Annotated in this window: 26 protein-coding genes; 16 read left to right on the top strand and 10 right to left on the bottom strand. The window is 63.3% G+C overall.

Features of this window, described 5'->3' with window-relative positions; genetic code table 11:
• Window positions 1–67: 67 nt before the first annotated feature.
• Genes P6U23_RS30350 through P6U23_RS30330 form a run of 5 tightly spaced genes read right to left on the bottom strand, consistent with a single transcriptional unit; the run spans window position 68 to window position 4665 of the window.
• Complete coding sequence (locus tag P6U23_RS30350; protein ID WP_407176056.1) at window positions 68–772, bottom strand: ABC transporter ATP-binding protein; 705 nt, start codon at window positions 770–772, stop codon at window positions 68–70.
• Complete coding sequence (locus P6U23_RS30345; protein WP_407176055.1) at window positions 765–1517, bottom strand: ABC transporter ATP-binding protein; 753 nt, start codon at window positions 1515–1517, stop codon at window positions 765–767. The genes P6U23_RS30350 and P6U23_RS30345 overlap by 8 nt, the downstream gene beginning before the upstream one ends.
• Window positions 1514–2524, bottom strand: a complete 1011-nt coding sequence (locus P6U23_RS30340; RefSeq protein WP_407176054.1) for a branched-chain amino acid ABC transporter permease — start codon at window positions 2522–2524, stop codon at window positions 1514–1516. Before P6U23_RS30340 ends, P6U23_RS30345 begins: the two co-directional genes overlap by 4 nt.
• A complete protein-coding gene (locus P6U23_RS30335; RefSeq protein ID WP_407176053.1) occupies window positions 2524–3393 on the bottom strand; it encodes a branched-chain amino acid ABC transporter permease in 870 nt (289 codons plus the stop codon). Before P6U23_RS30335 ends, P6U23_RS30340 begins: the two co-directional genes overlap by 1 nt.
• A 15-nt stretch (window positions 3394–3408) precedes the next feature.
• Complete coding sequence (locus P6U23_RS30330; protein ID WP_407176052.1) at window positions 3409–4665, bottom strand: ABC transporter substrate-binding protein; 1257 nt, start codon at window positions 4663–4665, stop codon at window positions 3409–3411.
• A gap of 179 nt (window positions 4666–4844) precedes the next feature.
• On the opposite strand from P6U23_RS30330, the gene P6U23_RS30325 reads away from it, so the two are divergent.
• Window positions 4845–5594, top strand: coding sequence for a GntR family transcriptional regulator (locus P6U23_RS30325; RefSeq protein WP_407176051.1), 750 nt, complete (start codon window positions 4845–4847; stop codon window positions 5592–5594).
• A 21-nt stretch (window positions 5595–5615) separates the two neighbouring features.
• Here P6U23_RS30325 and P6U23_RS30320 read toward each other — a convergent pair whose 3' ends face one another.
• Window positions 5616–6686 carry a glycosyltransferase family 4 protein gene (locus P6U23_RS30320; RefSeq protein WP_407176050.1) on the bottom strand — a complete coding sequence of 357 codons (1071 nt, stop codon included), beginning with the start codon at window positions 6684–6686 and terminating at the stop codon, window positions 5616–5618.
• A 321-nt stretch (window positions 6687–7007) separates the two neighbouring features.
• On the opposite strand from P6U23_RS30320, the gene P6U23_RS30315 reads away from it, so the two are divergent.
• The 4 genes from P6U23_RS30315 (at window position 7008) to P6U23_RS30300 (ending at window position 12883) form a co-directional block, all read left to right on the top strand.
• The gene (locus P6U23_RS30315) at window positions 7008–8771 is read left to right on the top strand and encodes an ABC transporter ATP-binding protein (protein WP_407176049.1); all 1764 of its coding nucleotides are present in this window, start codon (window positions 7008–7010) and stop codon (window positions 8769–8771) included.
• A 69-nt stretch (window positions 8772–8840) separates the two neighbouring features.
• Window positions 8841–11048, top strand: coding sequence for a glycogen debranching N-terminal domain-containing protein (locus tag P6U23_RS30310; RefSeq protein WP_407176048.1), 2208 nt, complete (start codon window positions 8841–8843; stop codon window positions 11046–11048).
• A 30-nt stretch (window positions 11049–11078) separates the two neighbouring features.
• Window positions 11079–11549, top strand: coding sequence for a PRC-barrel domain-containing protein (locus P6U23_RS30305; RefSeq protein WP_407176047.1), 471 nt, complete (start codon window positions 11079–11081; stop codon window positions 11547–11549).
• A 23-nt stretch (window positions 11550–11572) separates the two neighbouring features.
• The gene (locus P6U23_RS30300) at window positions 11573–12883 is read left to right on the top strand and encodes an MFS transporter (protein WP_407181639.1); all 1311 of its coding nucleotides are present in this window, start codon (window positions 11573–11575) and stop codon (window positions 12881–12883) included.
• A 25-nt stretch (window positions 12884–12908) separates the two neighbouring features.
• On the opposite strand, the gene P6U23_RS30295 is transcribed toward P6U23_RS30300, so the two are convergent.
• From P6U23_RS30295 to fixL, 4 genes are all read right to left on the bottom strand, one after another.
• Window positions 12909–13607, bottom strand: coding sequence for a helix-turn-helix domain-containing protein (locus tag P6U23_RS30295; RefSeq protein WP_407176046.1), 699 nt, complete (start codon window positions 13605–13607; stop codon window positions 12909–12911).
• Window positions 13608–13746: 139 nt separating this feature from the next.
• On the bottom strand, window positions 13747–14172 hold the full coding sequence (locus P6U23_RS30290) for a response regulator transcription factor (protein WP_407176045.1): 426 nt from the start codon (window positions 14170–14172) through the stop codon (window positions 13747–13749).
• 44 nt (window positions 14173–14216) lie between these two features.
• Window positions 14217–14834: a response regulator FixJ gene (gene fixJ / locus P6U23_RS30285; protein WP_407176044.1), complete on the bottom strand. Its 618-nt coding sequence runs from the start codon at window positions 14832–14834 to the stop codon at window positions 14217–14219.
• A 10-nt stretch (window positions 14835–14844) separates the two neighbouring features.
• Window positions 14845–16347, bottom strand: coding sequence for a sensor protein FixL (gene fixL, locus P6U23_RS30280; protein ID WP_407176043.1), 1503 nt, complete (start codon window positions 16345–16347; stop codon window positions 14845–14847).
• Window positions 16348–16618: 271 nt separating this feature from the next.
• On the opposite strand from fixL, the gene P6U23_RS30275 reads away from it, so the two are divergent.
• From P6U23_RS30275 to P6U23_RS30225, 11 genes are all read left to right on the top strand, one after another.
• Window positions 16619–16963, top strand: coding sequence for a hypothetical protein (locus P6U23_RS30275; RefSeq protein ID WP_407176042.1), 345 nt, complete (start codon window positions 16619–16621; stop codon window positions 16961–16963).
• Between the two features lie 28 nt (window positions 16964–16991).
• Window positions 16992–17420 carry an HPP family protein gene (locus P6U23_RS30270; RefSeq protein ID WP_407176041.1) on the top strand — a complete coding sequence of 143 codons (429 nt, stop codon included), beginning with the start codon at window positions 16992–16994 and terminating at the stop codon, window positions 17418–17420.
• A gap of 143 nt (window positions 17421–17563) precedes the next feature.
• Window positions 17564–19213, top strand: a complete 1650-nt coding sequence (gene ccoN / locus P6U23_RS30265) for a cytochrome-c oxidase, cbb3-type subunit I (RefSeq protein WP_407176040.1) — start codon at window positions 17564–17566, stop codon at window positions 19211–19213.
• 11 nt (window positions 19214–19224) lie between these two features.
• Entirely contained in the window at window positions 19225–19959 is a 735-nt protein-coding gene (ccoO, locus tag P6U23_RS30260) for a cytochrome-c oxidase, cbb3-type subunit II (RefSeq protein ID WP_407176039.1), read from the top strand.
• A 13-nt stretch (window positions 19960–19972) separates the two neighbouring features.
• Complete coding sequence (locus tag P6U23_RS30255; RefSeq protein WP_407176038.1) at window positions 19973–20137, top strand: cbb3-type cytochrome oxidase subunit 3; 165 nt, start codon at window positions 19973–19975, stop codon at window positions 20135–20137.
• Between the two features lie 3 nt (window positions 20138–20140).
• Entirely contained in the window at window positions 20141–21013 is an 873-nt protein-coding gene (ccoP, locus tag P6U23_RS30250) for a cytochrome-c oxidase, cbb3-type subunit III (RefSeq protein ID WP_407176037.1), read from the top strand.
• 101 nt (window positions 21014–21114) lie between these two features.
• The gene (gene ccoG, locus P6U23_RS30245) at window positions 21115–22578 is read left to right on the top strand and encodes a cytochrome c oxidase accessory protein CcoG (protein ID WP_407176036.1); all 1464 of its coding nucleotides are present in this window, start codon (window positions 21115–21117) and stop codon (window positions 22576–22578) included.
• Between the two features lie 70 nt (window positions 22579–22648).
• Window positions 22649–23095: a FixH family protein gene (locus P6U23_RS30240; RefSeq protein ID WP_407181638.1), complete on the top strand. Its 447-nt coding sequence runs from the start codon at window positions 22649–22651 to the stop codon at window positions 23093–23095.
• A gap of 12 nt (window positions 23096–23107) precedes the next feature.
• Window positions 23108–25357 carry a cation-translocating P-type ATPase gene (locus tag P6U23_RS30235; RefSeq protein ID WP_407176035.1) on the top strand — a complete coding sequence of 750 codons (2250 nt, stop codon included), beginning with the start codon at window positions 23108–23110 and terminating at the stop codon, window positions 25355–25357.
• Window positions 25357–25539 (top strand): cbb3-type cytochrome oxidase assembly protein CcoS, encoded by a 183-nt coding sequence (gene ccoS / locus P6U23_RS30230; RefSeq protein ID WP_407176034.1) that lies wholly within the window; start codon window positions 25357–25359, stop codon window positions 25537–25539. The genes P6U23_RS30235 and ccoS overlap by 1 nt, the downstream gene beginning before the upstream one ends.
• Before the next feature lie 367 nt (window positions 25540–25906).
• A complete protein-coding gene (locus tag P6U23_RS30225) occupies window positions 25907–26212 on the top strand; it encodes a DUF2282 domain-containing protein (RefSeq protein ID WP_024511498.1) in 306 nt (101 codons plus the stop codon).
• Window positions 26213–26240: the final 28 nt, after the last annotated feature.

The following is a 26240-nucleotide window of genomic DNA, read 5'->3' as shown; positions in this document are numbered from 1 at the left end:
AAGCGACGCAAGCCAGACCGCCGATGCGGTGGGAGCCTGGATTGCTTCGCTTCGCTCGCAATGACGGCTATATCCCCAGATACGCCGCCTGCACCTGCTTGTTGTTGGCGAGCTCCTCGCTCTTTCCCTGCATGATGACGCGACCGCTCTCCAGCACATAGGCGCGATCGACCAGCGACAACGCGCGGCCGACATTCTGTTCGACCAGCAGGATCGCCGTGCCCATCTTGTGGATCTCTGCGATCTTCTCGAAGGTCACGTCGGTCATCACGGGAGCAAGTCCGAGCGAGGGCTCGTCCAGCATCAGCAGCCTTGGCTTCAGCATCAGCCCGCGGCCGACCGCGAGCATCTGCTGCTCGCCGCCGCTCATGGTGCCGGCGAGCTGCTTTTTGCGTTCGGCCAGGCGCGGGAAGATGTCGTAGACCAGCTCCATGGTGCGCGCGCGTTCCGCCTTGGCTTTCGGCACGAAGGCGCCGATTTCGAGATTCTCCTGCACGGTCATTTCCGGAAAGACCTGCCGGCCCTCGGGCACGTGGGCGATGCCCAATTCCGGAATCTTGTAAGGCGGCAGCGAAGCGACATCGATGCCGTCGAAGCTGATCGAACCGGACGTCAGTCCGACGAGGCCCGAGATCGCGCGCAACGTCGTGCTCTTGCCGGCGCCGTTGGCGCCGAGCAGGCCGACCGCTTCCCCCGCATTGATATTGATGCTGACCTGGGAGATGGCAGGCACCGACCCGTAGGCGGCGCTGACGCCCTTGAGCTCAAGCATGCCCACCTCCGCCCACGGCCGCATGCGCATAGCCCGAGCCCAGATAGGCGCGGACCACCTCCGGATTCTGGACCACCTCCTTGGGCGGGCCTTCAGCGATCTTCTGGCCGTGATCGAGCACCACGATGTGGCGCGCGACCGCCATGATCGCCCGCATCACATGCTCGACGATGACGATGGTCAGTCCGCGCTGCGACAGCTTGCCGACCAGCGCCACTGCCTGATCGATCTCCGCCGGATTGAGCCCGGCCATCACCTCGTCGAGCAGCAGGATGCGCGGCTGGGTCGCGAGCGCACGCGCCATTTCCAGCCGGCGCTGGTCGATCGTGGTCAGATCCTTTGCCGCCGTCCGTTCGCGAGCCGACAGGCCCACAAAGTCGATCGCCTCACGTGCCCGCTCGCGGGCGGCGGCGACATGGCGATCGCGCAAGAAGGCGCCGGTCATGACATTGGCGAGCACGGTCATCGCGCCAAACGGTTTTGCCACCTGGAAGGTGCGGGCCAGCCCGAGTGCGCAGACATCGTGCGGCTCGAGGCCGACAATCTCCTGCCCGAACGCCAGGACCGAGCCGGAATCGGCGCGATGAAATCCGGTGATGAGATGAAAGCTCGTCGTCTTGCCCGCGCCGTTCGGGCCGATCAGCGCCACCGTCTCGTTCTCCTTCACGGTGAAGCTGACATCCTGCACGGCGCGCAGGCCGCCAAAACGCTTGCTCAGGCCTTTGACCACCAGCGCGTCCGTCATGACGATGTCCTCACGCGCGCCGGTTTGCGATCGAGGTGACGCTGCCAGGCTTCGTTGAACAGGCCCATCAGCCCGGTCGGCCGCCACAGGATCACCGCCATCAGGATCAGGCTGTAAACGGTGAGCTGAATGCCGCCGGTCGAGGAGCCGAGCCAGCTCTGCAACAACGCCGATGTCGTCTCGAGCAGCACGGTGCCGATCACCGGGCCCCACAGCGTGCCGATGCCGCCAACGATCGAGACCAGCGCGGCCTCGATCGAGATGTTGAAGTTGAACGCGGTCGCGGGATCGATGAAGTAGATGTACTGGACATAGAAGGTGCCGGCCAGCGCGGTGAGGAACGCACTCAGCATATAGATGTCGCGCTTCATGCGCGGCGCGTTGACGCCGATCGCCTCTGCCGCATCTTCGTCCTCGCCGATAGCGACGAGATAATAGCCGATCCAGGACCGCTCGATACGCCAGGTGATGAGAAGCGCGAGCGCAAGCAGGCCGAGCACCACGTAATAATATGCTGCCTTGCTCTCGAACTGCATCATCAGCGGCGAGCTGCCGAGGTTGGGAATCGTCGTCCCTTCGGCGCCCCAGGCGAAATCGCGGAATTTCAGGAAGATCAGCATCAAGGCCTGCGCGGTCGCGATGGTGGCAATGGTGAAGTAGGGACCGCGCAGGCGGAAGCAGAGCCAGCCGATCGGCAGGCTCGCCAGCATCGCGACGATCCCGCCCGCCACCATGCCGATCCAGGGCGAGATGCCAAAATCGATCTGCATCAGGGTGGAGGTGTAGGCGCCCAGGCCGAAATAGGCCGCGTGTCCCAGCGATAGCTGCTTGGCATAACCGCCCATCAGGTTCCAGGCGACACCGATGAACGAGAACAGGAGGATGCGGATGAAGATGTCGAGCGCGAAGGCATTGTCGACAAATTGCGGAAGCAGGAGCACGACGACGACAAGCGCGGCGAGCGCCGGCAATTTCCATTTGGCGACCTCGGTCGTGATCTTGCCCATCAGCGCATTCTCCCGCCGCCAAGGCCCTGCGGCCTGAACGCTAGGGTCAGCAGCAGCATGGCAAACACCACGATCAGCCCGGAATCGGCGCCGACGAACTGAATGCCGAGCGATTCCGCAATGCCCATCATCAGGCTGGCCACCAGCGCGCCGAGCACATTGCCCAGCGTGCCCAAAACCACCGCGACGAAGGCCATCAGCACGAAAACCTGGCCGACAAAGGGATAGGCCGAATAGAAAGGCATCAAGAGCGAGCCCGCAGCCCCGGCAAGCGCCAGTGCCGCGCCGAAGGCGACGCAGAATACGCGGTTCGGGTTGATGCCCATCAAGGTCGCGACGTCCCGGTTTTGCGCCGCAGCTCGCATCGCCTTGCCGAGGTCGGTGGTGTGCAGGAAAAGCCAAAGTGCGCCGCTCAAGATCATCGCGACCACGAAGGCGATCAGTTTTGCCACCGGAATATAGAGGCCTCCGAGATGGAGCGCCTCGTCCGAATAGAAGGTGTGAACTGTCCGGTAGTTCGCGGTGAACAGGAGCAGCGCGAGATTGAGCAGGAGCAGCGACAGCGCGAAGGTCAGGAATATCTGAGGCATGTCGTTCGGCCCCAGCACCCTGCGGATCAGGAAATGCTGGACCAGCACCCCGACCACGAACAGCGTCGGCATCGACATGAGCAGCGAGACGATCGGGTCGATGCCGAGATAAGTGGCGAGGAAATAGCTGATATACATGCCGATCATCACGAATTCGCCCTGAGCGAAGTTGACGATCTTGACCACGCCGAAGATCAGCGTCACTCCGATGGAGACGAGCGCGTAGATGCCGCCGATGAGCAGGCCGTTGATGACGGCCTGGACCACAGTTTCCAGCATCGGATCTACCAGCGTTCAGGTCTTGAGCAGGGGCTTGCGGGCATCTTCCTTCGGGAAGACGCTGACGAGATCGCCGTCCTGCCACTGCACGCCGACGGGGCGGCCGTAGACGTTCTTGCCGTCGGGCCCGAACTTCACTTTCCCGCCCGGCGCCATCGCGGCGTAACCCGAGGACACATCGAGGGCAGCGAGCGCGTCACGCACCTTCTTCGGATCGGCCGAGCCGGCCCGCTCCAGCGCGTCGGCCAGCATGAAGGTCTGCGCCACGAGGCCGCCCGCATATTCGAACAGGAACTCGCCGGTGCGCTTCTTGTATTCCTCGTTGACCTTCTGTGCGTTGGCGTCGATGTCATGGTTCCAATGCGCGACACCTTGCAGGCCCTCGGCGAGCTTGCCGACGTTCTTGTAGAAGTCCGGCATCACGAAGCCGCCAGAGCCGCCGTTGATCCCGATGTCGAGGCCGACCTGCTTCACGGTGCGGACGATCAGGATGAGATCGTTGAGATAGGAAACCGAGAACAGCATGTTGGCGCCCGACGCCTTCACCTTGTTGATCAGCGGGCTCGCGTCGGTGAAGCCGGCCGAGTAGGGCTCGAACATGACGATCTCGACGCCTTCACCAGGCGCGAGTTCCTTCAATCCATTCGAGGTGGAGGTGCCGAACGCGGTATTTTCGAAGATCACGGCGACCTTCGGCTTGTCGCTGACCAGTTTCGACATCTGGAGCTGCGTCTTGGCAAACTGCGAGGCGCGGGCGAACGGCGTGAAGGTATAACTGCGCCCCTTGTTGAGCTGGTCCGAACTCGACCCGGTGATGATCGGCACTTTCGCGCGCTCGCAGACTTCGCTTGCGATCAGCGTCAGTGCGCTGGCGTAGCAGCCGTGAATGGCCGACAGCTTGTTGCCGGTGATCAGGCGATCGGTCTCGGTACGGGTGACCGTGGTGTCGCTCTGCACGTCCGAGACGATGAGGTTGAGCTTGGCGCCGCCGAGCGATTTGATGCCGCCGGCCTCGTTGATCATCTCGACGGCGAGCTTGGCTGCGGCCACGCAGCCGACGCCGATCTGGGCCATGCTGCCGGTCGTCGGATAGAGCGCGCCGATATTGACCGGCTCGGCGGCAAGGCCGCGCAGCGGCACGGCGCCAAAGGCGGAAGCGGCCAGCGCGCCGCTCGCGTTTGCGAGAAATTTGCGGCGGCTCTGTTGCTTGGAGAGAATTGAATTCGCGCCGTTCCCGGACTCGCGAACGGATCTGTGGCGACGTTTGCTCATGCCGTTTCCTCCCGAGCGGATCTGTCGCTGAGCTTTCGCCTGCCGTCCGCCTTATGAAGCGGGAGCGTAGCGCCTCCGAAGATTGTTTACAATATCGTCTGCAATCTTATGATCGCGATCAGGGATTGGCCGCTGCGCCCGTCGGTTGCGTCGGGCACGGCGCGGACAGGTCGGGAGCAATGGCTGCAAAGGCTGTTAAGCAGATCAGGTCAGGCGCGAAATCCGCTGCAAGGGCGGTCGACGGCGCGGCCGGCTCCGTGCGCCAGGCGGTCGCGGCTGAGATCATCGCCAGGCGCATCGAGGAAGACATCGTGCTGGGGCGGCGCCATCCACGCGAGCGCCTGATCGAGCAGGACCTCTGCGATCTCTTCCAGACCCATCGCGGCGACGTGCGCCTTGCGCTGTCTGAATTGGAGAGAAAGGGGCTGATCGAGCGCATTCCCAATCGCGGCGCGATGGTGCGCGGATTGACGCCCGGGGAGGTGAGGGCGATTTACGCGGTGCGCGAGGAACTCGAGGTGATGGCGGTGCGCATCATTCCGTTTCCGGTCGGCGCACGCGATATCGGCCGCCTCGAAGAGCTCCAGCGGCAGCATGGTGCGGCCGTCGCGGCGGGCGATTTGCTCACCGTGTTCTACAGCAACCTGCGCTTTCATCAGGTGCTGTTCGGCCTCTGCGGAAATCCCTGTCTGATCGAGACCATCGAGCTTTTGGCGCAGAAGGTCCACGGCATTCGTTTCTATGCCAATGCATTTCCGCAATCGCTCGACCGCGCGCGGCGCGATCATCTGGAGATGATCAAGGCGCTGCGCGGCGGCCGCCGCGACGAGCTGATCGCGCTCACGCGGCGGCATCTCAAGCCCTCGCCCGAAGCCTACATCAAGGCCTACGAACTGCGCTTCGGCAAATCCACGCCGACTGGCGCCTGAGGGGGCGCGTGGTGGGTGCGCCTATTCGGCGCTGCTTACGAGCTTGATCCGCGGCTCCGTCGCCTCCATGAGGCCGCGGTAGGTTGCGAGATAGTCCAAGGCCATGCGGCGTGCGGTAAAGCGTGCCTCGAACTGCTGCCTGATCACGGCCCTCGATAGCTGCGGGACCTTACTGACGACCGCGACCGCGCTGGTCTCGTCCTCGACGATGAAGCCGGTCAGGCCGTCCTCGATGATCTCGGGCACCGAGCCACGATTATACGCAATGACCGGCGTGCCGCAGGCCATGGCCTCGATCATGACAAGCCCGAACGGCTCGGGCCAATCAATGGGAACGAGCAGCGCCAGAGCGCCGCTCAGAAATTCCGACTTCTCGTTGTCGGTGATCTCGCCGATATAGTCGACCAGCGGGTTGCCCGTGATCAATGGGCTGATGACCTGATCATAGTAATCCTGATCGGCCCGATCGACCTTTGCCGCGATCTTTAGCGGAATACCGCAGCGCGCTGCGATCTTGATGGCGCGATCGACGCCTTTTTCCGGCGCGATCCGACCAAGCACCGCCAGATAGTCCTGGCTGCATGGCCTCGGAGTCAGCAGATTTTCCGGGAGGCCGTGATGGATGGTGCGCACCCAATTGGCCTGCGGCACCGGCCGCCGCTGGGCATTCGAGATCGAGATCACCGGAGGCGTCGAAAAGGTATCGAACACCGGCTGATGTTCGGGCAGGTCGAGACGGCCGTGCAAGGTCGTCACAAAGGGTGTGGGCTGCCGCATGAACAGCGACCAGGGATAGTAGTCCAGATGAAAGTGCAGGAAGTCGAATTCCTCGTCGTCACATTTCCGTCGTACCCGCTCCAGCATCACCATGTGCAGTGCATAGGGATCGCGCACCGAGCCGTCGAGCCGCAGCGCCTTCGGCCAGGTCGCTTCCAGCTTCGCCGAGGTCCGCGAATCCCCGCTCGCAAATAGTGTCACATCGTGCCCCAAAGCCACGAGCTCCTCGGTCAGCCAGTGCACGACCCGTTCCGTGCCGCCATAGAGCTTCGGGGGAACAGCCTCCGTCAACGGAGCAACCTGCGCGATGCGCATCTCACTTTCTCCTGTCTGCGATCATGGAAGTATTAGCCCCCTGCTTCGAGTAGGCACTGGCATGCCGGAAGAGGGAACGTTCCCCCATCTGCGAAGTTCCCAGTGCCGAACGTTACTTCTTCGCCATCTCCGCCCGGCGGACTTGATGCGGACTTGATGATGCCATCAGTCCGGAGCAGATTTTTTGCGCATGCGTGCCCTCGGAATGCGGCGCGCGCATGGTGGGTCGCGGGAACCGGATCGGCGCTCAACCGTTCAAAAAGGCCGGGGCGCGCAGGCCGCTGAGGCTCTCATCACCAACCGACAGGGGTTTGCATAGAAATGGATCAGCTTTCAGGATACGCGCACCGTCCCTTTCCGTTCGTGTTGCGCTATCTGCGTCAGCGACCGGCCTCACATCTCGCCATTTTGATGGCGGTCATGGCTGCCGTTGCCTGCTCTGTAGGCACCCAATACGGCGTGAAATTTCTGGTCGACTGTCTTGCCGGAGGGCCCGCTCGCGCGGGCGGCGTATGGCTGGCATTCGCATTTCTCATGTCGTTGATCGCCGCCGATAACTTTCTGTGGCGCATCGCAAGCTGGATCGCGAGCTTCACGTTTGTCGGCGTGACCGGCGATTTGCGGCGCGACATGTTCCGCCATCTGACCGGTCATGCGCCAAGCTACTTCTCCGACCGGTTGCCCGGCATGCTGACGAGTCGCATCACGGCGACGTCGAACGCGGTGTTCACGGTCGAGAACATGTTCGTCTGGAATGTGCTGCCGCCATGCATCGCCACGGTTGCGGCGATTGCCTTGATCGGAACCGTCAGCCTGACGATGTCGGCCGCGATGATTGTGATTGCCGGAACGATGGTCGTCGCGATGTTTCGCCTGGCAGCCGCCGGCAAGCCCCTGCACGACGACTTTGCCGACAAGGCGGCTGTCGTCGACGGCGAGATGGTCGACGTCATCAGCAACATGCCGTTGGTTCGGGCATTCTGCGGGCTGGCGCACGAACACCAGCGGTTTGATGCCACCGTTGCCCGCGAATTGGTGGCGCGCGGCCGCAGCCTGCGTTATCTGGAAAAGCTGCGGCTGATCCATGCCGCGGTCACGCTGCTGCTGACGATCGCGTTGCTCGCATGGGTGATCATGCTGTGGCAAAATGGAAACGCGACCACTGGTGACGTCGTTCTGGTCTGTACATTGGGCATCTCCATCCTGAGCGCTACGCGCGATCTGGCTGTCGCGCTCGTCGACGTCACGCAACATGTCGCGCGACTGACGGAAGCGATTGCGACGCTGCTGATGCCGCACGAGATGCGCGATCATCCGGAGGCGGAGCCGCTGGTCAGGAGCGGTGCCGCGATCGCGTTCAACAACATCACCTTCCAATATCCCGGCGGGCACACGGTGTTCGAGCGCTTCAGCCTGCGGCTGCAGCCGGGGCAGCGCGTCGGCCTGGTCGGCCAGTCCGGCGGCGGCAAGTCCACGCTGTTCGTACTGCTGCAGCGTTTCTACGACGTCCAGGAAGGCAGCATCACCATTGACGGCCAGGATATTTCGCGCGTCACCCAGCAGAGCCTGCGCGAGGCGATCTCGGTCGTCCCGCAGGACATCTCGCTATTCCACCGCTCGATTCTGGAGAATATCCGCTACGGACGGCCGAACGCCACCGACGACGAGGTGCTGCGCGCGGCGATCGCGGCGCGTTGCGATTTCGTCGAGACCTTGCCCGCCGGGCTCGATACGATGGTGGGCGACCGCGGCGTCAAGCTCTCTGGCGGGCAGCGTCAGCGCATCGCCATTGCGCGCGCGTTCCTCAAGGACGCGCCGATCCTGCTGCTCGACGAGGCCACCGCGGCTCTTGATAGTGAATCGGAGGAAGCTATCCGCGAAGCGCTTGGCCGCTTGATGCGAGGGCGCACCGTGATTGCGATTGCCCACCGCCTTGCCACTTTGCGCAATTTCGATCGCGTCGTGGTGCTGAAAGCCGGCAAGATCATCGAAGATGGTTCGCCGGATCGCCTGATGCAGGGGCAGGGCCCTTATCGCGAGCTGGTCACGCAAGAAATGATGCGACTGGCAAGATTCGCGGCATAATAGCCCATTGGCGTACAGGTCCGGTTGCGTATCGTGGGGCGGGCGTGAGCGGATTCGCACGAGGTCAACATGGCAGCCGAAGTCGTCACCCAGGTCGTTGCAACCTCCCGCACGTCCGAAACCTTCGTTGCGGAACAGGCCTTTTATATCCCGATGACGGGGCCCGCGGCGCGGCCGCGGCGCTCGCTCAAGCATGACGATACGTTCATCGTGCTCGACAGCCATGGCGACATCGGTGCTTCCGCCGGCGGACCAGATGGCTTGTTCAACCACGACACGCGTTATCTGGCGCGCCTCGAGCTTGTGCTCGATGACGTGCAGCCGTTGCTGCTGGGCTCCAATCTGCGCGACGACAACTCGGCCCTCACGGTTGATCTGACCAATCCCGACGTCTATCGGCAGGGCCGCATCGTCCTGCCAAAGGACGTGCTGCACATCGTGCGCACGATCTTTCTCTGGCACGGCACTGCCTATCAGCGCGTCGGCCTGCAAAACCATGGCGATTATCCGGCGAGCTTCGATCTGACCTTCCTGTTCGACAACGATTTTGCCGATCTGTTCGAGGTGCGTGGCGAGAAGCGTGCGCGGCGTGGCGTCGGCTCGGCGAAATTGCTCAGTCCCTCCGATGTGATCTTCGAATACAGGGGCCTCGACGGCGCCGGCCGTTGCACTGCGCTGCATTTTGATCCGCGGCCCACGCGGCTTGCAGTCAACTCTGCGACGTATCATTTCGAACTCGGCCCGCAGCAGACGAGTTCGCTGTTCGTTGCGGCATCCTGCAACAAGCCCATGAGTTTCCGGCCGGCGCGGTTCTTCCCGGCGCTGCTGGCGCATCGCCGGGAGATGCGCTGCTCGGCCGCGAGCGCCGCGAGCATCGAAACCTCCAACGACATCTTCAATGAGGTGTTGTGTCAGGCGATGGCCGACCTCAACATGCTCATGACCGAGACGCCGCAGGGACGATATCCCTATGCCGGGATACCCTGGTATTCCACGACCTTCGGCCGCGACGGCATCATCACCGCGTTGCAGATGTTGTGGATCGACCCGCGGGTCGCGCGCGGCGTGCTGCGACGGCTCGCTCATTATCAGGCGCACGCGACCGATCCTCTCGCCGACGCGGAGCCCGGAAAGGTCTTGCATGAAATGCGCGGTGGCGAGATGGCCGCGCTGCGCGAGGTGCCGTTTGCGCAATATTACGGCAGCGTCGATGCGACGCCGCTTTTCGTCCTTTTGGCGGGGCTCTATGTCGAGCGCACGGGCGACGAGGAAACATTAGCTGAATTGTGGCCGGCGATCGAACTGGCGCTACGCTGGATCGACGGCGCCGCTGATCCCGATGGCGACGGCTTTGTCGAATACTTGCGCGCCTCCGAGCAGGGCCTGGCCAACCAGGGCTGGAAGGATTCTTACGACGCGATCTTCCATGCGGATGGCAAGTTAGCCGAAGGTCATATCGCGCTCGCCGAGGTGCAGGGTTATGTGTTCGCCGCCAAACGGATGGCGGCGCGCTGCGCGCTGCGGCTCGGCCGGCGTGAAGTCGCGCAAAAGCTGGAGCTGGAAGCGCTGCGGCTCGCCGAGCGATTTGAGGAGGCCTTCTGGTGCGAGGATCTCGGTACGTATGCGCTGGCGCTGGACGGGAACAAGCGTCCGTGCAAGGTGCGTAGTTCCAATGCGGGACAGCTTCTGTTCAGCGGAATGGTGCGCGAGGACCGGGCGCGCAGGGTCGCGGCCGACCTGATGCGGCCGCATTTCTTTACCGGCTGGGGCATCCGCACCATCGCGCTCGGCGAGGCGCGCTACAATCCGATGTCCTATCACAACGGTTCGATCTGGCCGCATGACAATGCGCTGATCGCGGCGGGGCTGGCGCGCTACGGCTTGAAACATTCGGTCGAGCAGGTCTTCAAGGGTCTGTTCGACGCGGCGACCTATATGGACCTGCGCAGGCTGCCGGAACTGTTCTGCGGCTTCCGCCGCGAAAGGAGTCGTGGGCCGACGCTCTATCCGGTCGCTTGCGCGCCGCAGGCCTGGGCCAGCGCGACACCCTTCACCTTGCTGGAAGCGGCGCTCGGCATCGAGTTCGATGTCGATCGTAACGAGATACGGTTGCGCAATCCGCGACTCCCGGCTTTCCTCAACGAGGTCATCCTGCGCGAACTGCGATTGGGCCCGTCGAGCGTCGACCTGCACATGCGCCGTCATGGCGAGGACGTGTCGATGGAGGTGCTGCGCCGGCGCGGGCAAATTCAGGTATCGATCGTTTTGGCGCATTGACGCGCGGCCTTCGATACGTAAGGAGGGCGTATGCGTTGCAGAGCATCGGTGATCCTGCTTGCGGTCGCGCTCGCGTCCCTTAACGGCGCGCGGTCCTACGCGGCGGACGAGCCGCAAGCCAAGCCGCCCGCCGCCACGGATGAGCACGCGCCGCCGCCCTCCGTCACCATCATCGGCCCAAAGGACGCGCGTGGCGTGCTCGGCAAGGATGTTCGCAGTCCCACGAATGAGGACATGGGCCATATCGTCGATGTCATCGTCGATCGTACCGGAACCGTGCGCGCCGCGGTGATCGATTTCGGCGGTTTCCTCGGCGTCGGCAGCCGGAAGATCGTCGTCGATTGGAACGCGCTGCATTTCGGGCGGCTCGGCAACAATACCGAGGCCATAACGCTCGAATTGAGCAAAGCGCAGGTCGCTGCGGCACCCGAATACAAGGAGGACAAGCCGATCGTGGTTTTGGGGGCGGCCGGCAATTTGCAGCCGCTGGAAGATCACTGAGCGGGGCAGGGAATCGTGCGGTGATGCTGTTGTCGCATTCGCTCGATCGTACCGATAAGAACCGTCGCGAAGGGGCGTTCGGCGGCGGCGATGCCGCGCCACGCGCACCGGGCACGGCCGTGACGATGATGCCTGCACCGTCGCGCCAAAGCCTGCGCGGATTGGACTGGTTCATCTTCTTCCTGGCCGACGTCCAGACCGGGTTCGGCCCGTTCATTGCGGTCTATTTGACCACGCAGAAATGGACCCAAGCGCAGATTGGTCTGGTGCTGTCGATCGGCGGCGTAGTCGGCCTGCTCGGGCAAATGCCGGGCGGCGCGATCGTGGACGCAGCTCGTTCCGAACGGCTGGTTGCCGCGCTCGCGGTCACGACCATCGCCTTCGCCGCGCTCTGCTATGCGGCGTTGCCCATTTTCCCGGTGGTGATCACGGCTGCGGTGTTGCATGCGGCCGCAAGCTGCGTGCTGGGGCCGGCGATCGCGGCCATCACCTTGGGCCTGGTCGGGCCGGTGGCCATGGGCGAACGACTCGGCCGCAACGCCCGCTTTGCGTCGCTCGGCAACGGCGTCGCCGCGGCGGTGATGGGCACCGCCGGCTATCTGATCTCCAGCCGCTCGGTCTTCCTCGTCACCTTCGCGCTGGCGGTTCCGGCTTTGTTGGCGCTCGCGCGCATCCGGGAAGAGGAGGTTGATGCTTCGCGTTGCCATGGCAGCGTTCCGCGCGAGGCGCCGGAGGCAAAGGCGACCAGCGTTTTCAGCCTGATGCGCCAGCGTCCGCTGCTGATCTTTGCGAGCAGCGTGCTGTTGCTCCAGCTCGCCAATGCGGCAATGCTTCCGCTGATGGCGGGCGTGGTTACGACGCGGTCAAGCCAGTGGGCGCCGGTCTTGATCGCCGCCTGCATCATCGTGCCGCAGGCGATCGTTGCGCTGGTATCGCCTTCGGTCGGCGCCAAAGCGCAGGCTTGGGGCCGCCGGCCGATCCTGCTCTTGGGTCTTGCGGCGCTGACCGTGCGCGGACTGCTGTTCGCCGTCGTGCATGATCCATACCTGCTGGTCGCGGTGCAGATCTTCGATGGCGTCACCGCGGCGGTCTTCAGCGTGATGGTGCCGTTGATCGTGGCCGATGTTGCGTTCGGAACCGGCCATTTCAATCTGGCGCAAGGGATCGTTGGCACCGCAACCGGGATCGGTGCCTCGCTCTCGACCGTGCTTGCCGGCTATATCAGCGACAAGTTCGGAAGCTCCGTTGCCTTCATGAGCCTGGCTTGCATTGCCGCGCTCGGCCTGGCCCTGATCGCCCTGATCATGCCGGAGACGCGGCGCAGCGCATATTGAGGGCACCGAAAGCAAGCGAAGCTTGTCAGGCATCCATGTTACGCAGGCGCTGGCGGTTGCGCAGAACGATTTGGCGGGCGCCTGAGAAGCCGAGGATCCCCTCCGCATGAAGCTGCGACAGCGCGCGGGAGACCGTCTCAAGCGTGAGACCCAGATAATCCCCGATATCGCGGCGGCACATCGGGAGCGCCATCATGCCGGCGACGGCGAGGCGGCGATCCATTTCCAGCAGGAAGGTGGCGACCCGCTCCATCGCGGTTTTGCGTCCGAGCAGCAGCATGTGGTCTTCGGCGTGACGAAGCTCGCCGGCGGTCATCGCCCAGAGTTTGCGCGCGACCTGGACATCAACGCCCGCGGCGTGTTCGAGGCTCTTGCGCTTCACCAGGCGAACGGTGGTATCGATGATGGCCTCCGCCGCCAGCCGATGCGAGGGGCCCGACTCGAGGCCGAACACGTCGCCGGGAAGGTGGAAGGCGCCGATCTGGCGGCGCCCATCGGATAGCATTTTGTAGGTGCGTACTGCACCGGAAACGACCTGGTAGACGTATTCGGCCGGTTCGTCCTCGCCGTAGATTTCCTCGTCCTTCCGATAGGTGAACTCGCTCGCCACCAGCCCCGCATGGCCGGTAACGGCCGCGAACGGATCCATCGAGGCGGGAGCGACGGGTGGTGCCTTATTCCCAATAACGACGGTGTTGAGGGGAGTGAGCGAGGCGTTCAACATGGCCATCTCCTGTGCGGCGGATGGCGACTTGGTACGACTTAACCGCTCGGCTGAAAATTCGTGCGGTATCTTAAGGGCCTTTACCTACGTAGATTCCCGGAGGTCAGGACGGATTCGACGACGGCTCGAAGACCAGCCGTCACGTGCTCGGCCGATGCGCGTCGATTGCGCCTCGGATCTGCTTGATCAAGCTGTCCTCCAGCAGCGGCTTGCGCATCACATGCTTCACGCCGGCGGCGGCGGCTCGAGCGGCGATGTTCTTGTCGGGATAGCCGGTAATCAGAACGACGGGCGCATCCTCGCCTCGTTTTCGCAATTCTGTTACCAGATCGATGCCGTTGATGTCGGGCATCTTATAGTCGATCACGAAGCAATCGATCTCGCCCCGCGCGGGCACGTTCAGCAGCGCACCGCCACTCCGGAAGGTCCGGACGGAAAAGCCGTCCGTCTCCAGGAGAAAGCGCAGCGAGCCGAGCACGCCGACATCGTCGTCAACCACATAGATTGTTGGTTTGGCGGCAGCCGCGGTCACAGCCGGTGCGGTTTGTGAGCCGATCTGAATCATCGGCCCTCATGTAGCAAGGATGGCAAAAGCGGCGTTGATGTAGCTCAATCGTTGAGCAGGCCGGCACGCATGGCCAGCCGCACCAGTTCCGACAGGCTGTTTGCCTGCATCTTTGTCATGACGTTGGCTCGGTAAACCTCGATGGTACGGGGACTGATGTCATATTCCCTGGCAATCAGCTTGTTGGAGAGCCCGGCGACCAGCCCCTCCATGACCTGGCGTTCCCTTGGGCTCAAGGTGGCGATCCGCGTAGCGATTTCCTGTGTGAGTGCCTCGTTCCTGGCCGCGGGCTCCGCCTGTCGAAGCGCCGTATCGATCATCGCGATCAGGCGGTCGTCCTCAAACGGCTTTTCGAGAAAATCGACGGCGCCGAGCTTCATGGCTTCGACCGCGAGCGGCACGTCACCGTGACCTGTCATGATCAGAACCGGAAAGGAGCTGTGATCGGCTTTCACGCGCTTCAGCAACTCGATTCCGTCGAGCCCAGGCATCCGCACGTCGGAAACGACGCAGCCGAATTCAAGCTGCGGCAGCGCTTTAAGGAAGTTTATCCCGGTCTCGAACAGCGAAACGTCGTAGCCTGCGGAATTCAGCAGAAAATCGAGCGATTCCCGCATCGCCTCGTCGTCGTCGATGACGTAAACCTTTCCTTTTGCAGACATCTCTCAACTCTCAGTTCGTCGCCGCCGGCAGAGTGAAACGGAAGGTCGCGCCGCCGGCTGCATTGTTCTCGGCCCACATCCGGCCGCCATGGGCCTCGACGATCGAACGGCTGATGGAGAGGCCAACCCCCATGCCCGTCTCTTTGGTCGTGAAAAAGGTTTGGAACAGGTTTGGCAACACGTCGTCCGGAAAACCGGGGCCGGTGTCGGAGACTTCGATCTCGATCATGTCGTCCGCCACCTTGCGGTTGACCGCCACCAACTCTCGTCGCTCCGATTGCGCCATCGCCTCCAGCGCATTGCGAAACAGGTTGACCAGAACCTGCTGAATTTGCACGCGATCCGCCAGCACCAGGTCGGCGTCCGGGTTCAGATTGAAGCGAAGTTGCACGTTCTGCTCGCGCGCACCGGCTAGCCCCAGCGCGCCCGCTTCCTCGATCAGCTTGGACAGGCTTTCGACGCGCTTTTCCGATTCGCCGCGCGAGACAAAGTCGCGCAGGCGGCGGATGATCTGGCCCGCGCGCAACGCCTGCTCGGCGGCGCGGTCCATGGCATTCTCGATCTTGGCCGCATTGGCATCGGTGCTGCCCTCGAGCAGGCGGCGCGAGCCCTTCATGTAATTGCTGATAGCGGCGAGCGGCTGATTGAGTTCATGCGCAAGCGCAGACGCCATCTCGCCCATCGCGCTCAGGCGCGAAATGTGGACCAGTTCGGACTGGAGCTGTTGCAAGCGTGCCTGGGTCTGCTGATGCTCGGTGAGGTCGCGCACAAAGCCGGTGAAATAGGGCTCTCCGGCCGACTGCATCTCGCCGACCGAAAGATGCATCGGGAAGGTCGTTCCGTCCCTGCGTTTTCCGGTCACGATCCGGCCAATGCCGATAATGTGCGGCTCTCGGCTCGAGCGGTAGCGCGCGATGTAGCCGTCGTGGCGCGAGCGATCCGGCTCGGGCATCAATATACTGACGTTCTGCCCGATCGCCTCACGCTCGGTATAGCCGAACAGCCGCTCCGCAGCGCTGCTGAAGAATTGCATGATGCCGCGGCTGTTGATCACGATCATGGCATCGGGGATGGTGTCGAGAATCGAGCGGAGGTGACTTTCCCGCGTGCGCAGCGCCTCCTCGAGCAGCTTCATCTCGCCGATGTCGAGAAAGATCCCGCTGATGTGACTGGCAACGCCGGCATCGTCCCTGATCAGGCCGCCGCGGGCCCGAATCCATTGCATGCGCCCGGCGGCGAGGGGGATTTTGAAGGAGACATCGAGGTTGCCTTGACCCTCCGCAACTCGCTTGATGGCCGCCTCGATGCGGTCGCGGTCTGGCGGTTCGAGCAGAGAAACGAACAGCTCGTAGGTCACCGGCTGGTTGCGCGGGACGCCGAACAGGCTGCGCGCGGTCTCGGACCACTCCAATTCGCGCGTGGTAACATCCAGATCCCAGGTGCCGACGCCGAATCCTTCGATCCGCAGGCGGTAATGCTCATCCCGGAGTGCTTCATCTTTGGAAGGGCGCATCAGGCTGGTCACGTCCAAATCTTCAATTCCGGGCTCACTCGCAGCCAGGCTCAATACGATCAATACGACAAGTTGCCGGCGCCGCAATTTCGCCTATGGGCGATCCCGGTGCAAGCTCCGGGCGCCTCGCCGCCTCCGATATTTGGGCCGATCTTCCTGCCGGCCGGACCTCAGGGATGTTCCGGAGTTTAAACCCGCTTTGATCTAACTCATCCTGCCGCTCCTCGCCGCGCCTAGAAGGGCGAGTGACTGCCACGGAGCGGAGAGCACGATGACAATTGAGACCGTCATGGTTTGCCTGGCCCTTGACCAGCCCAACCAGGCCCGGCTCGCCGAAATTGTGGAGGAGGGCGACGGCTACGACGCCGCGCGATCCCGCCTGCGCGACGTGGTTGCCTGGTTGGCGCGTCACGGCATGACCGCATCCGAGCGGATCGGCGAGCCGAAGCGCCAGGGCGGAGCCGCGGCCGCGCTCGACGAGATCGCGGGTGCCGTCGGGGCCGGCCTGATCGCGGCAGGCGCCTGCGGCCATTCGCGCTTCCGCGAGCTGATTGTTGGCGGAATGACGCAACATCTATTGACCCAGTCCATGCGCTGCGTGCGGCTGTCGCACTGACGCGCCCGAAAATAGTGGGACGGATCCGATGTACAGATTTCTCGAGGAGACCGCCGGAACCTACATGACGCGCGAGGTCAAGACGGTGACGCGTGACCTCACCATCGACGAGGTCAACGGCATGTTCGCGCGCGATGACTTCAACACCTATCCGGTCGAGGAGGACGGGCAGGCGGTCGGCATCATCACCAAGTTCGACCTGTTGAAGTGCTTTGCCTTCACGCCGAACCAGATGGTGCCGCGCTATGCCGAGCTGATGGTGAGGACCGTCGCCGACATCATGACCACGGAGTTCATCTACGTGCGTCCCGACACCAAATTGACGCGGGTGCTGCAGCTCATGGTTCAGCATCGCATCCGTAGTATTCCGGTGATCGATTTCGACCAGCATCTCGCGGGCATCATTTCGCGCGAGGATGTGCTCAAGGCGCTTGCGGTCGCGGCGCTCGATCCGTAACGGCCTCGCCGCCGTGCCAAGAATCTTCTGAGCATCATCGCACGTCCTGGCCGCGCCCCAGAAGTGGTCAGCCTTGATCGAGATCAATTCACATTGTGGCGGAATGTGGTTGGTGAGCGCGTATCCCTCCAGCGAGAATTCGCATGAGCCAGCCATCAATTTCCAAGTCCATGACCATCGGTGAGAGCGGCTTGGCGCTCATCTTCGCCGCGAGCGCCTTTCTCTGCATGGTCGGCGCGGCCAAAGCCGTCGATGCGCCCTTCGCTTTCCATGCCTCTCTCGCGGCTGCGGCCAGCGTCGCGGCGGTGTTTGCGATCCTCAACCGCTACTTCGATCGTCCCGCCGAACTGCCGCCGCAGGAGATCAACGGCCGGCCGAATTACAATGTGGGCCCGATCAAGTTCGCCTCCGTGATGGCGATGTTCTGGGGGATCGCCGGCTTCACCGTCGGCTTGCTCATCGCGTCTCAGTTGGCCTGGCCGGCGCTGAATTTCGACCTGCCGTGGACGAGCTTCGGCCGGATGCGGCCGCTGCACACATCGGCCGTGATCTTTGCCTTCGGCGGCAATGTGTTGATCGCCACCTCGTTTTATGTGGTGCAGAAAACCTGCCGCACCCGGCTCGCCGGAGATCTCGCGCCCTGGTTCGTCGTGCTCGGCTACAATTTCTTCATCGTCATCGCCGGCACGGGTTATCTGCTCGGCGTCACCCAGAGCAAGGAATATGCGGAGCCGGAATGGTACTCCGACCTGTGGCTGACCATCGTCTGGGTAACCTACCTCCTCGTCTTCCTGGCGACGATCATGAAGCGCAAGGAGCCGCACATTTACGTCGCCAACTGGTTCTATCTCGCCTTCATCATCACCATCGCTGTGCTGCATCTCGGCAATAACCCTGCGTTGCCGGTGTCGGTGTTCGGCTCCAAGTCGTACATCGTCTGGGGCGGCGTGCAGGACGCGATGTTCCAGTGGTGGTACGGCCATAACGCGGTCGGCTTCTTCCTGACCGCCGGCTTCCTGGCCCTCATGTATTATTTCGTGCCGAAGCGCGCCGAGCGGCCGGTCTATTCCTACCGGCTCTCCATTGTGCATTTCTGGGCGTTGATCTTCCTTTATATCTGGGCCGGCCCGCATCACCTGCACTACACGGCGCTGCCCGATTGGGCGCAGACGCTCGGCATGACATTCTCCGTCATGCTCTGGATGCCCTCGTGGGGCGGCATGATCAACGGCTTGATGACGCTCTCGGGCGCCTGGGACAAGCTGCGGACCGATCCGGTGCTGCGCATGCTGGTGGTGTCGGTTGCTTTCTACGGCATGTCCACCTTCGAGGGTCCGATGATGTCGGTGAAGGTGGTGAACTCGCTCAGCCACTACACGGACTGGACCATCGGTCACGTCCACTCCGGCGCGTTGGGCTGGGTCGGCTTCGTCTCCTTCGGCGCGCTGTACTGCCTCGTGCCCTGGCTGTGGAATCGCAAGGGTCTCTACAGTCTCAAGCTCGTCAACTGGCATTTCTGGACCGCCACCCTCGGCATCGTGCTCTACATCTCCGCGATGTGGGTGTCCGGAATCCTGCAGGGCCTGATGTGGCGGTCCTACACATCGCTCGGCTTCCTCGAATATTCCTTCATCGAGACCGTCGAGGCGATGCATCCCTTCTACATCATCCGTGCCGCGGGAGGAGCGCTGTTCCTGATCGGCTCACTGATCATGGCGTACAATCTCTGGATGACCGTACGCGTCGGTGAGGCCGAAGTGCAGGCGCCCGTCGCTCTTCAGCCGGCGGAGTGAGGAGCTCTTCAATGTCATTCTGGACACGCCACCAAGTCTTCGAAAAGAACTCGATCATCCTGATCGTCGGCATCCTTGTCGTGATTGCGATCGGTGGTCTGGTCGAGATCACTCCGCTGTTCTACTTGAAGAGCACCATCGAGGTGGTCGACGGCGTCAGGCCGTACACGCCGCTCGAGCTCACGGGCCGCAACATCTATGTCCGCGAAGGCTGCTATCTCTGCCACTCGCAGATGATCCGCCCGCTGCGCGACGAGGTCGAGCGTTACGGCCACTTCTCGCTCGCAGCCGAAAGCATGTACGACCATCCCTTCCAGTGGGGATCGAAGCGGACCGGGCCCGATCTTGCCCGGGTCGGCGGCAAATATTCCGACGATTGGCATGTGCGGCATCTGACCGATCCGCGCTCCATCGTGCCGCAATCGGTGATGCCGGCCTATTCCTTCCTCGCCAAGACCGAAATCGATCCGGCGATGGTCGCCGACAACATGCGTACGCTGCGCGACGTGGGCGTGCCCTACACCGACGAGCAGATCGCCAATGCGGTTGCGGATCTGAAGACCCAGGACGATCCGGACAGCGCGGGCGCGGATGCCTTCGCCAAGCGCTATCCGAAGGCGGCGGTGCGCAATTTCGATGGCAACGGCGGTGCGCCCACCGAAATGGACGCCCTGATCGCGTACCTGCAGATGCTCGGCACGCTGGTCGATTTCAAGCTCTACAACGAAAAAGCCAACCTGCGTTGAGAAGGCTTTGACCATGCAAGCCATCATCACCATCCAGAACATCGCATCCGACCTGGTGACGACTCTCTGGACGCCGCTCTTCGTCGCGATCTTTGTCGGGATCGTGACTTACGCCCTCTGGCCTCGCAACAGGGCCGCTTTCGACGAAGCGGCGCGCTTGCCCTTGCGAGAGGATTGAATCATGACCGATTATAGCGAAATCGACAGCGTCTCCGGCACCGCCACGACCGGGCATGAGTGGGACGGCATCAAGGAGTTGAACACGCCGCTGCCGCGCTGGTGGGTCTATACCTTCTATCTCACCATCGTCTGGGCGATCGGCTACTGGGTCCTCTATCCGGCCTGGCCGCTGATCACGAGCAATACGCGGGGCCTGCTGGGCTACTCCTCGCGCGCCAACGTTGCTGTCGAGCTTGCCAATCTCGACAGGATCCGCGGTGACAAGATGGCGGCGCTCGGGGCGGCATCGCTCGCCGACATCGAGAAGGATCCGGCCCTGCTCGCGCTGGCACGCGCCCGCGGCAGGACCGTATTCGGCGACAATTGCGCGCCGTGTCACGGCTCGGGTGCCGCCGGCTCGAAGGGCTTCCCCAACCTCAACGACGACGACTGGCTGTGGGGCGGCACCCTCGAGCAGATCGAGCAGACGATTCGCTACGGCGCGCGCTCGGGCAATGACAACGGCCACCAGGGCCAGATGCTCGCCTTCGGCAAGGACGGCACGCTGAAGCCGGACGAGATCGTCACGGTCGCGAACTACGTCCGCTCGCTATCTGGCTTGCCCACGCGTCCCGGATATGATGCCGCCGCGGGCGCGAAGATCTTTGCCGAGAACTGCGTCGCCTGCCACGGGGAGAACGCCAAGGGAAATCCGGAGCTCGGTGCGCCCAATCTCACCGACAGGATTTGGCTCTATGGCTCCGACGAGGCAACCATCATCGAGACCATCACCAACGGCCGGGCCGGCGTCATGCCCGCCTGGGAGGGACGCCTCGATCCGGTGACGCTGAAGGCGATGGCGGTCTACGTCCACTCGCTGGGTGGAGGAAAATAGCCGGAAGGCGGGCGAAAAGCTGGACGGTGTTTGAGCTGGATCAACTGCGGCCTTGGTGCCTGCACTAGGTTTAAGCTGCAGAAGCGAGACGGCAACCAGCCATGAACAAGCCCGTGACCCCCGAAGAGCTGCAATACGACAACTACGGGCCGCTTTATGCGGCTCGTAAGAAGGTCTATCCGCAGAGCGTTTCCGGGACCTTCCGCCGCATCAAATGGGCGCTGATGGCGGCCTGCCTCGGCGTCTATTACTTCCTGCCTTTCGTGCGCTGGAATAGGGGGCTTGGCGCACCCGACCAGGCGGTGCTGCTCGATTTCCCCAATCGGCGCTTCTATTTCTTTTTCATCGAGCTGTGGCCGCAGGAGGTCTATTACTTCACCGGCCTTCTGATTCTCGCCGCCGTCATCCTGTTCCTGATGAACTCGATCGGCGGCCGCATCTGGTGCGGCTATCTCTGCCCGCAAACCGTCTGGACCGATCTGTTCTACGCCGTCGAGCGTCTGGTCGAAGGCGACCGCCGCGAGCGCATGAAGAAGGATGCCGCGGCACACAAATGGACGGCCAGGCGCATCTCTGAAGTCGTGCTGAAGCACTCGATCTGGCTCATGATCGCCTGGTGGACCGGCGGCGCCTGGGTCTTGTATTTCAGCGATGCGCCGACGCTGGTGAAGGATCTTGCTACGTTTCAGGCGCCGCTGCTCGCCTATGTCTGGATCGGCATCCTGACCACGACGACCTATCTGCTGGCCGGCTACATGCGCGAGCAGGTCTGCGTCTATATGTGCCCGTGGCCGCGCATCCAGGCATCGCTCACCGACGAATGGGCGCTCAACGTCACCTACCGCTATGACCGTGGCGAGAAGCGCTGCTCGGTGAAGAAGGCGGCCGAATTGCGCGCGCTCGGGGAACATGCCGGCGACTGCGTTGATTGCAATCAATGCGTCGCCGTCTGCCCCACCGGCATCGACATCCGCAACGGCCCGCAGCTCGAATGCATCCAATGCGGCCTGTGCATCGATGCCTGCGACACCGTGATGAAGAAGATCGGCCGCCCCACCGGCCTGATCGGCTACGACAATGACATCAACATCCACCTCCGTCAGGAAGGCAAGGCCCCGATTTACCGGATCGTCCGGCCACGCACGCTCGCCTACAGCGCGATCATCGCGGCGGTTGGCGGCATCATGCTGTACACGCTGGCCACGCGCTCGCTGCTCGACGTCAACGTGCTGCACGACCGCAACCCGGTTGCGATCAAGCTCAGCGACGGCTCGATCCGCAACGCCTATACGGTTCGCCTGCTCAACAAGAGCGGCTTTGATCGTGTCATCGCGTTCGACGTCGACGGTCCGGTCAATGCCGCCGTGCACGTGGTCGGTGCCGATTCGGTGACCCCCGACCGGCCGCAGATCGTGATCCCGCGCGACACCACGACCGAGCTGCGCCTGCTCGTCACCGCGCCGGAAGAGAGCAATCCGGAGAAGTCGACACCGGTCAACTTCCACGTCACCGATATCGGGCTTGGCGTGATGGCCTCCGCCACCGACAACTTCGTGGCGCCTTAGCATTTTCGGAGTTTCGTTCATGTCGACAAGCGTCCCGCCCAGCCAGCTCACCGGAGTTCACGTGCTTCTCATGCTGGTGGCGTTTTTCGGCATCGTGATCGCCGTCAACGTCACCATGGTGAAGCTTGCGATCGCGACCCTGCCGGGAACCGAGGTCGACAGCGCCTACAGCGCGAGCCTCGGCTATGAGAAGGAGATCGCCGCCGCCCGCGACCAGGACGGACGGAAGTGGGAGGTCGACGTCCATATCGAGCGCGTCGCAGATGGTGCGGCCGTATTGCAGGTGGAGGCGCGCGACAAGGCGGGCCGGCCGGTCACGGGATTGAAGTTCGAGGGCCGTTTCGAACGGCCGACCGACAAGCGCGCGGATCTCGCCGTGACGCTCGAGGAGGTCGGCATCGGCATTTATCGCGGGCAGGCCGAGGCGATCGCGCCGGGGCAATGGGACCTGGTGCTGGAAGGTGACGCGAAGGGACGGCGCATGTTCCTGTCGAAGAACCGCGTGGTCCTTAACTGAAGGGGGCGCATCATGCAGGCCACGCGCGACTTCTCGCATTACGTCAGACACGCAGGTCCTGGCCTTGCGCACATCGACCTTGCGGTCGAAGGGGTGAACTGCGCCGGTTGCATGGCCAAGATCGAGCGCGGGCTTTCCGCGCTGTCCGACGTCACGCTGGCACGCGTCAATCTGACCGACCGCCGCGTCGCGGTGGAATGGAAGGAAGGCACGCTCGATCCCGCTCGCTTCATCGATCGTCTCGCCGAGCTTGGCTACAAGGCTTATCCGTTCGAGAAGGCCAGCGCCGAGAACTCCGAAGCCGAGCACACGCGTTTTCTTCTGCGCTGCCTTGGCGTTGCGGCGTTCGCCACCATGAACGTGATGATGCTGTCGATCCCGGTGTGGTCCGGCAATGTCAGCGACATGCTGCCCGAGCAGCGCGATTTCTTCCATTGGCTGTCGGCGCTGATCGCCTTGCCGGCAGCGGCCTATGCCGGCCAGCCGTTCCTCCGCTCCGCGCTTCGCGCGCTGAAGGCCGGCGGGGTCAATATGGATGTGCCGATCTCGATCGGCGTGATCCTGGCGCTCGGCATGAGCATGATCGAGACCATCAACCACGCCGAGCACGCCTATTTCGATGCGGCGATCATGCTGCTCACCTTTCTTCTGGTCGGCCGCTATCTCGATCAGAGCATGCGGCGCAAAACCCGCGCCGTTGCCGCCAATCTCGCCGCGCTGAAGGCGGAAACCGCGACCAAATTCGTCGGCGGGGGCGAAGTTCGCGACGTGCCGGTCGCGGCGATTGCGCCTGGCGACATTGTTCTGCTCAGGCCCGGCGAGCGCTGCGCCGTCGACGGCACCGTCATCGAGGGACAATCCCAGGTCGACCAGAGCCTGATCACCGGCGAGACGCTTTACGCCGCGGTCGACCCGGGCAGCCCGATCTACGCCGGCTCGCTCAACATCGACGGAACGCTGCGGGTGCGGGTGTTCGCGGCGTCCGAAGGCACGCTGCTTGCGGAGATCACGAGACTGCTCGAGAATGCGCTGCAGACACGCTCGCGTTACATGCGGCTCGCGGATCGTGCGTCGCGGCTCTATGCGCCGGTCGTGCACGCCACCGCGCTGCTGACGGTTCTCGGCTGGGTTTTTCTTGGCGCGAGCTGGCATGACGCCATCGTCACCGGCGTCGCGGTGCTCATCATCACCTGCCCCTGCGCGCTGGGTCTGGCAATCCCGACCGTGCAGACGGTCGCATCCGGCGCGCTGTTCAAGGCGGGCGTGCTGCTCAATGCGGGCGATGCCATCGAGCGGCTTGCCGAAGTCGACCATGTGATTTTCGACAAGACCGGCACGCTCACGCTGCCTGAGCTCGAGGTGACGAATGCAGCCGAGATTCCGCCTGACGTCTTCGCGCTCGCCGGTCAGCTTGCCTTGTCGAGCCATCATCCGGTGGCTGCCGCGGTGGCGCAGGCCGCTGGAGCAAAAGCGCCCGTGGTCGGCGCGGTCGAGGAGCCGGGGCAGGGCGTGCGCGGAAAGATCGACGGCATCGAGATCAGGCTGGGCAAGCCGTCCTTCTGCGGTGCAGAGCAACTGGTCGAAAACAGCGCGGTCATCGATCCGGAAGCCTCGATCGTGGCGTTCAGCCGGGGCGAGGAAAGATATCTGTTTTCGGTTCGCCAAGGCCTGCGTCCCGACGCCAAGGCCGTGGTCACGGCGTTGCAGGAGCGCGGCATTGAAGTCGAAATCCTGTCTGGCGACCGCGAGGCGGCGGTGCGGGCTGCGGCCGATGCGCTCGGCGTCAATTCCTGGCGCGCAGGCGTGACGCCCGCCGACAAGATCGCGCGGATCGAGGCGCTGAAGCGGCGCGGCTTCAAGGTCATGATGGTGGGCGATGGCATCAACGACGCGCCCTCGCTCGCCGCCGCCCACGTCTCGATGTCGCCGATCAGCGCCGCGCATTTGAGCCAGTCGACCGCCGATCTCGTCTTTCTCGGCAAGCCGCTTGCACCTGTCGTTTCGGCGATCGACTATGCGCGCAAGGCGCTGCATCTGATGCGGGAGAACCTCTATCTCGCCGTCGGCTACAATGTGCTCGCGGTGCCGATCGCCATTCTCGGATTCGTGACGCCCTTGATCGCGGCGGCCGCGATGTCTGGCTCGTCGATTCTGGTGATGCTGAATGCGCTGCGAGCGCGCCGCGCAGATGATCGAGTGCGGTCGGCACGCGCGATCCGCGGTTTTGCGCAAGCGCGCGCCTTGAGCTACGGGGATTCCTGATGGAAGTGATGGTCATTCTCGTGCCGCTTGCGCTTTGTCTCGGGCTTGCGGGCCTGCTCGCCTTCCTGTGGTCGCTGAAGAGCGGCCAATACGAGGATCTCGACGGCGCCGCCTGGCGTGCCATCACCGACGACGATCCGCCGGAGCCAACGCCGTCCGGAAAAGCGGCAGGGCGGGCGTAAGGCGACGCGTGTTGTGTGTCTGTGTCGTGCTGGCCTTCGCCGGGACGGCGGCGTGAGACATTCCGATTCAATTTTCAAGCAGCGCACGCCGTCATGGCGAGCGCAAGCGAAGCAATCCAGACTTTCTCCGCAGATGCACTCTGGATTGTTTCGTCGCTTTCGCTGCTCGCAGTGACCGTGGAGAGGCGCGAATCGCTCTTCGCCTCTTACAGCGCTCGATCTGAAACAACGATTGCCTCTCTCCCGAGATCATTCGCCGGGCTGTCACGGATTCGTGACAAGCCGAGACGTAATGGGCGGCTGCGCGCCGACGAAGGAGACATTGCACCTCGCCGAAGACGGCGATGCCAATGTCTGGAGAGAAACCATGTCTGTGAAAAATACCGTCAGTTCGCTTGTTCTCGCCGGCGCCGTCAGCACGGCGCTTGCGACGATGGCCGCGGCCGCTCCGCTGACCAAGGCCGAGGCGGACGCCGCCGTCGCCGCCCACAAGGAGAAGTGCTTCGGCGTCGCGCTGAAAGGCCAGAACGATTGCGCGGCGGGTCCGGGCACCACCTGTCAAGGCACCTCGACGGTCGACTTCCAGGGCAACGCGTGGAAGTTCGTTCAGGGCGGCACCTGCGCCAGCATCGAGCTGCCGAACGGCAAGCACGGCTCCCTCAAGCCGATCTGATCGGGCTGGCTGAATTAGAAGCGGCGGT

This window comes from Bradyrhizobium sp. STM 3562 (assembly GCF_045571435.1).
In the GTDB taxonomy this organism is placed as follows: Bacteria; Pseudomonadota; Alphaproteobacteria; order Rhizobiales; family Xanthobacteraceae; genus Bradyrhizobium.
This window is presented reverse-complemented; position numbering and strand designations above follow the sequence as displayed.